This is a genomic window from Commensalibacter sp. Nvir (assembly GCF_963921845.1).
In the GTDB taxonomy this organism is placed as follows: Bacteria; Pseudomonadota; Alphaproteobacteria; order Acetobacterales; family Acetobacteraceae; genus Commensalibacter.
Map to the genome: position 1 here is coordinate 1 of NZ_CAWUGZ010000005.1, position 5,280 is coordinate 5,280.

Sequence of the window (5,280 nt, forward strand, 5' to 3'; positions counted from 1 at the left end):
CAAATACCACTTACATCTGTTTTAGACCACATATCATCAGCATTGTTATTTTTATTGGTCGTTCCACTGACTATTGAAGCATTTGACAGCCTAAGATGCATTGAGCGCCTAACGTCACCATTTGAGCTGATATTTGGTCTCGAAACCTTGATAGCCTGCAAAGTCGGTTTGAACCTTTCTCCTGTGCTGGGCTTTCTGAGTCTGTCAAAAAATGGAACTGATCCATTTTTAGGGAGACCCTGAAATTTCCACATTAGTTTTACAAATTCATCATTGACCAGAAAAAAAAAGAGGAAAGACAAATAAATATTAGGATATAGAAACTAACTTGTACTTGAGTCGAAAATGCTGGTTGGGAAGCATTGCGAGGGAGAGATGTTTTAGATGTTTCCAGTTTTTTAACTTCTTCTTTTTCACCAGTTTTGCTGTGATCTTTTATCTTCAGTTCAGTTGCACTACCTGTATGTAATTGATGTTTAGGAATGATTGAATAATTTTAAAAAAAGTAATTACGGATAGTGATAACAATAATGTCAAAAAATTTTCATTTTGGAAAGTTTTTGAAAATCAATTAAAATTTGATTTCATCAAGAAGATCTTCCCCATTAAAAAAATGTTCTAAAGAATGTAGAACTTTAAAGCCTGTTTTTTCCGAAGTTTCAAATGTGGCACCTGCTGAATGTGGAGTAAGAACCACATTGGGTAAACTGATCAGACTTGGCGGAACGTGAGGTTCATTCTGAAAAACGTCTAAACCTGCACCTGCAATTTTCTTTGTTTGTAAGGCCTCAATCAGTGCGGTTTGATCAATGGTTGTTCCACGACCAATGTTAATTAAAAAGCCTTGTTTACCAAGGGCTTCAATAACTTTTTGATTTACAGCGTTTTTTGAATTAATACCACCACTTGCAGCAATAATAAGGATATCGGATCGCTTTGCTAAATCCTCAAGAGAAGGTATAAACTGCCAAGAGACGTCATGGTGTTCGTGGCGAGCCGTGTAGCAAACTTCATTTTCAAAAGCCTCCAGACGTTTTGCAATAGCTTTGCCGATAGGTCCCATACCCATAATCCCCACTTTTTTATGGGAGACAGAATACCCTTGTAAAGGGAATAAGCCTTTTTCCCATCCCCCCTGTCTTAAGAATTGGTCACGAAGTATAATTTGACGTGAAACGCATAGTAATAATGCTATGGCCATATCCGCAACATCGGCAGTAGGAACATTAGTTGCAATACTGACTTTTATATTCCTTTTTTTAACGGTTTCTATGTCAATATTATCATAGCCAACCCCGTGGACTGTAATAAACTTTAAATTAGGAAGTTGGTCTAACATTGTTTTGGGTGCACCAATAGCTCCATTCGTAATGATGGCGTCTATGTTTTCTAGAGTTTTGTGATCTTCAGGAAATTTATCAAGAGAAAGATAAACAGTGAAAGAAGCATTAATACGACTTTGAATTTTTTTGCAAAGTGGAATTAGCTGTAAAATTTTATGTTTCATAAGATTATCTTTCTAACTGTATGATTGTTTTGTTATCTAATTTTTTATCAGGGGATATTGTTTAATTTTATAATACTATAGTTAAAAATTTTTTCTATTTTTACAGTGTTTACGCAATGTTTCTGAGCATAATGAACAAAAATATTGTATTTACTAGTAGTTTCAATAAACTATCTTGGACAGAAAGGGGTTAATTTTTTAATGAATAATGAGGAAATAACAATGAAAACTAAAACAAAGTGGCTTGCAGTGTCGGCTAGTTTATTGAGTATTTTTTTAGTAAATAGTACTGTTTTTGATGCGCATGCTCAGGGCATATTACAAAATTTACAGCAGCATGAAGATAATTTACATAATAGGTTGACGCAATACAATCAAGCGATACACGAAAGAATTCAAAGAGGCCAAGAACGTGCAGATCAATATGAAAACATGCCCTTTGATCAGCGTCAACGTTTAGAAGATCAACGTCAACAATTTAATGATCGTATGCAGCAACAAAAAGGCAGAATGGATCAATATAAAAACATGCCCTTTGATCAGCGTCAACGTTTAGAAGACCAATGTCAACAATTTAATGATCGTATGCAGCAACAAAAAGGTAGAATGGATCAATATAAAAATATGCCTTCAGATCAACATCAACATTGGCATAATTTCAGACACGATACCAAACGTAATTTTCATGATTTAAATAGGCCAAATAGGTAAAATTTTTATCCGTAATATTTTAATTGATCCAATAACCATCAAGTAATTTTATAGTTAAAGGATCAATTGTGCTCCTTTAACTATAATTTATTTTCTTCTTTTTCTCGAAGAACCATTACTTGTTTTAGGAAGTGGTGCGACTCCAGCAACATTCTTTCTTTTTCTCTTATCAAATTCACCTCTGGTTTTTTCTCTATCTTTTTCCCTGATTCTTCCTTTCTCTTTCCCCAACGATTTATTTGAATATCCTTTTGATGGTTTTCTTGGTTGAAAGCCAACTTCCGGTGAAGAAGAATAAATTTTGATATCTTCGTTTTTGTTGTTGGTAATATTTTGAGTAAAGTCAGCGGCTTTATTTTCAGCAATTTCAAATTTTGTTACTTTGTCAGTGATTCGAATATCGCCGATATCCCTTTTTTGTATATTACCTACGTTGCACAGTATGGGAATAAGCCATTTAGGGTCTGCTTTATTGTGGCGTCCGATAGGAATTTCAAACCAGCTACTGCCTTGAAAACTTTTTGAAAAAGGTTTTTTATCTCTACGAAATTCTCTATCTACATTTGAAGAACGTCTGTTGTCTAAGGCGACTGTGGTTATTTCTTCTGGATCTGGAATAGTGGAACGATAAAGGCTGACAACAGCGTTTGCTAATTCTGATAAAGAGAATTGTTCTGTTAATTTTTTTACCAACTCTTGATCCTCAGCAGATACATCTTTGCAGTTGGATAATACAGGATGATTTAAAAGGCGCTGATTGTCTTTTTCACGTATAGAAACAACGCTTGGAGGATTTTCCCAAACGGCAGTAATTTTAGCCTTTGCTAATAAACGTTCGGCGCGATGGCGTTGATTGTTTGGTACAACAAGAGCACATATTCCCTTACGTCCTGCCCTGCCTGTACGTCCAGAACGATGTAAAAGTGATGCGGGGTTGGTTGGCAAACTTGCATGAATGACAAGGTCCAGCATAGGTAAGTCCAATCCCCTTGCGGCAACATCCGTTGCGACGCAAACTTTTACTTGACCGGTACGTAAACTCTTAATGGCGTGGTTACGTTCGTCTTGACCAAGATCTCCTGATAGAGCAACGCACGAAAAACCACGTTCTATTAAAGTGGATTGCATGTGTCTAACCAACTCTCTGGTAGCACAAAAAACCATTGCGGTTGGACTATCGATATAGCGAATTAAGTTGATAATTGTGTTGTCTATTTCTTTTGGATGAGAAACCGTTGCATGATATTCAATATCCCTGTGTTGTAAACTAGACACGGTATTAATACGTAAAGCATTTTTTTGGTAACGACGAGCAAGCGATTCGATTTCTTTGTCAATGGTGGCGGAGAAAAGAAGCGTTCTATGTTCATTGGAGCACGCTGAAAGAAGTTCTTCCAATTCGTCTCGAAAGCCAAGATCCAACATTTCGTCAGCTTCGTCCAAAACCATGACTTGCAGATGAGACAGATCTAAATGACGCCTGCGCACGTGATCGCAAAGTCTGCCGGGGGTACCGACGACAATATGCGTTCCACGTTCTAAAGCAGAAGCTTCTTTTCTGACATTCATACCGCCGATACACGTAATGATTTTTGCTCTGGTGTCTTCGAAGAGCCAACATAACTCTTGGTGGACTTGTAGGGCAAGTTCTCGTGTTGGGGCAACAATAAGGGCTTGAGGTGCGCGGGAAAAATCAAATTGAAGATTGCTTCTTAATAGTGTATGGGCCATGGTTAAACCATAGGCAACTGTTTTTCCTGATCCAGTTTGAGCGGAAACAAGAAGGTCTTGATCCGGGTTTTTGATTTCCAGGACAGCCTCTTGAACAGGAGTAAGAGAAACATACCCCTTGCGATTAAGAGCTTGAGCAAGAGAAGAATTTATTTTAGTAAGCGGCATATAAAAATCCGATAAGGGTTGTTTTTTGGAATAAAAATTGATTGGTTTGAACCAAATAGCTTTTTAGCGATATAGGCAATTGATATACAAAAAAGGATTACAATCAAACGTGTTGCAAAGATAAAAGATTCATTTAGACCTAAGTTACGATGGAAAGGTGTTTTTTTATGAAATAGCAACCTGTTGTGATCTCTAAAAAGTGAAGATGCCTGCAAGTAGATGTTTGCTTGAGGCATAACTATACTATAGATATTCAATTTTGGAAAAAACATCAAGGAGTCGATTTATGAAACGTTCTGAAATTAATAGAGCGATCAAAGAAATGCAACATATGATTGAAAAAGTTGGGTTTTCTTTACCGCCTTTTTGTGCATTTACTCCACAAGAGTGGCAGACTAAGAATCATGAGTATGATGAAATTAGAGATAATATGTTAGGATGGGATGTTACTGACTACGGCAAAGGAGATTTTGATAAAATCGGTTTTTCGTTGATAACGTTACGTAATGGCAATATGAAGAATAAGAAATACACCAAAACCTATGCCGAAAAATTATTATATTTAAAAGAAAGTCAATATGCGCCTATGCATTTTCATTGGCAAAAGATGGAGGACATTATTAATCGTGGGGGTGGTAATGTGTTAATACGCGTGTATAATTCAACACCCGAAGGGCAATTTGATAAAGTTAACCCTGTCAAAGTCAATTGTGATGGTCGCGAATTTTTTGTTGAACCAGGCAGCCAAGTTCGATTAACTCCTGGAGAAAGCATTACTGTTTACCCCTATATGTATCATGATTTTGAAGTTGAAAAAGGAACAGGTCCTGTACTTTTAGGGGAAGTGTCCATGTGCAACGATGATACAAACGATAACCGTTTTTATGAAGCTTTGGGTCGTTTCCCTAAAATTGAGGAAGATGAAGCACCTTATCGTTTATTGTGTAATGAGTATCCCCCTGCAACATAGTTTTTCAAACTATTTATAGTTATGTATAAATACAATATATAAAAATAAAATAATTTTACGTATGTTTGATTAATTTTCAGCGCAGAAATAGGCTTGTTAAAGATGAGTTCTTGGAAAATATAAATTTTTTATCTTTCTCTGTTGGTTAAAAAACACCCATCAAAGACAAGTGGAAAAATATTGAGTTTATTAC

At 36.2% G+C, this 5,280-nt stretch carries 4 protein-coding genes; 2 read left to right on the plus strand and 2 right to left on the minus strand.

Going from position 1 to position 5,280, the window contains the following annotated elements; genetic code table 11:
- Positions 1–571 precede the first annotated feature (571 nt).
- Entirely contained in the window at positions 572–1,507 is a 936-nt protein-coding gene (locus tag AABE15_RS00210) for a 2-hydroxyacid dehydrogenase (RefSeq protein ID WP_338329263.1), read from the minus strand.
- Between the two features lie 222 nt (positions 1,508–1,729).
- On the opposite strand from AABE15_RS00210, the gene AABE15_RS00215 reads away from it, so the two are divergent.
- Positions 1,730–2,218 carry a hypothetical protein gene (locus AABE15_RS00215; RefSeq protein ID WP_338329264.1) on the plus strand — a complete coding sequence of 163 codons (489 nt, stop codon included), beginning with the start codon at positions 1,730–1,732 and terminating at the stop codon, positions 2,216–2,218.
- Between the two features lie 87 nt (positions 2,219–2,305).
- On the opposite strand, the gene AABE15_RS00220 is transcribed toward AABE15_RS00215, so the two are convergent.
- Complete coding sequence (locus tag AABE15_RS00220) at positions 2,306–4,117, minus strand: DEAD/DEAH box helicase (RefSeq protein ID WP_338329265.1); 1,812 nt, start codon at positions 4,115–4,117, stop codon at positions 2,306–2,308.
- 286 nt (positions 4,118–4,403) lie between these two features.
- Here AABE15_RS00220 and AABE15_RS00225 point away from each other — a divergent pair, with 286 nt between their 5' ends.
- Positions 4,404–5,087: a D-lyxose/D-mannose family sugar isomerase gene (locus tag AABE15_RS00225; protein WP_338329266.1), complete on the plus strand. Its 684-nt coding sequence runs from the start codon at positions 4,404–4,406 to the stop codon at positions 5,085–5,087.
- Positions 5,088–5,280 lie beyond the last annotated feature (193 nt).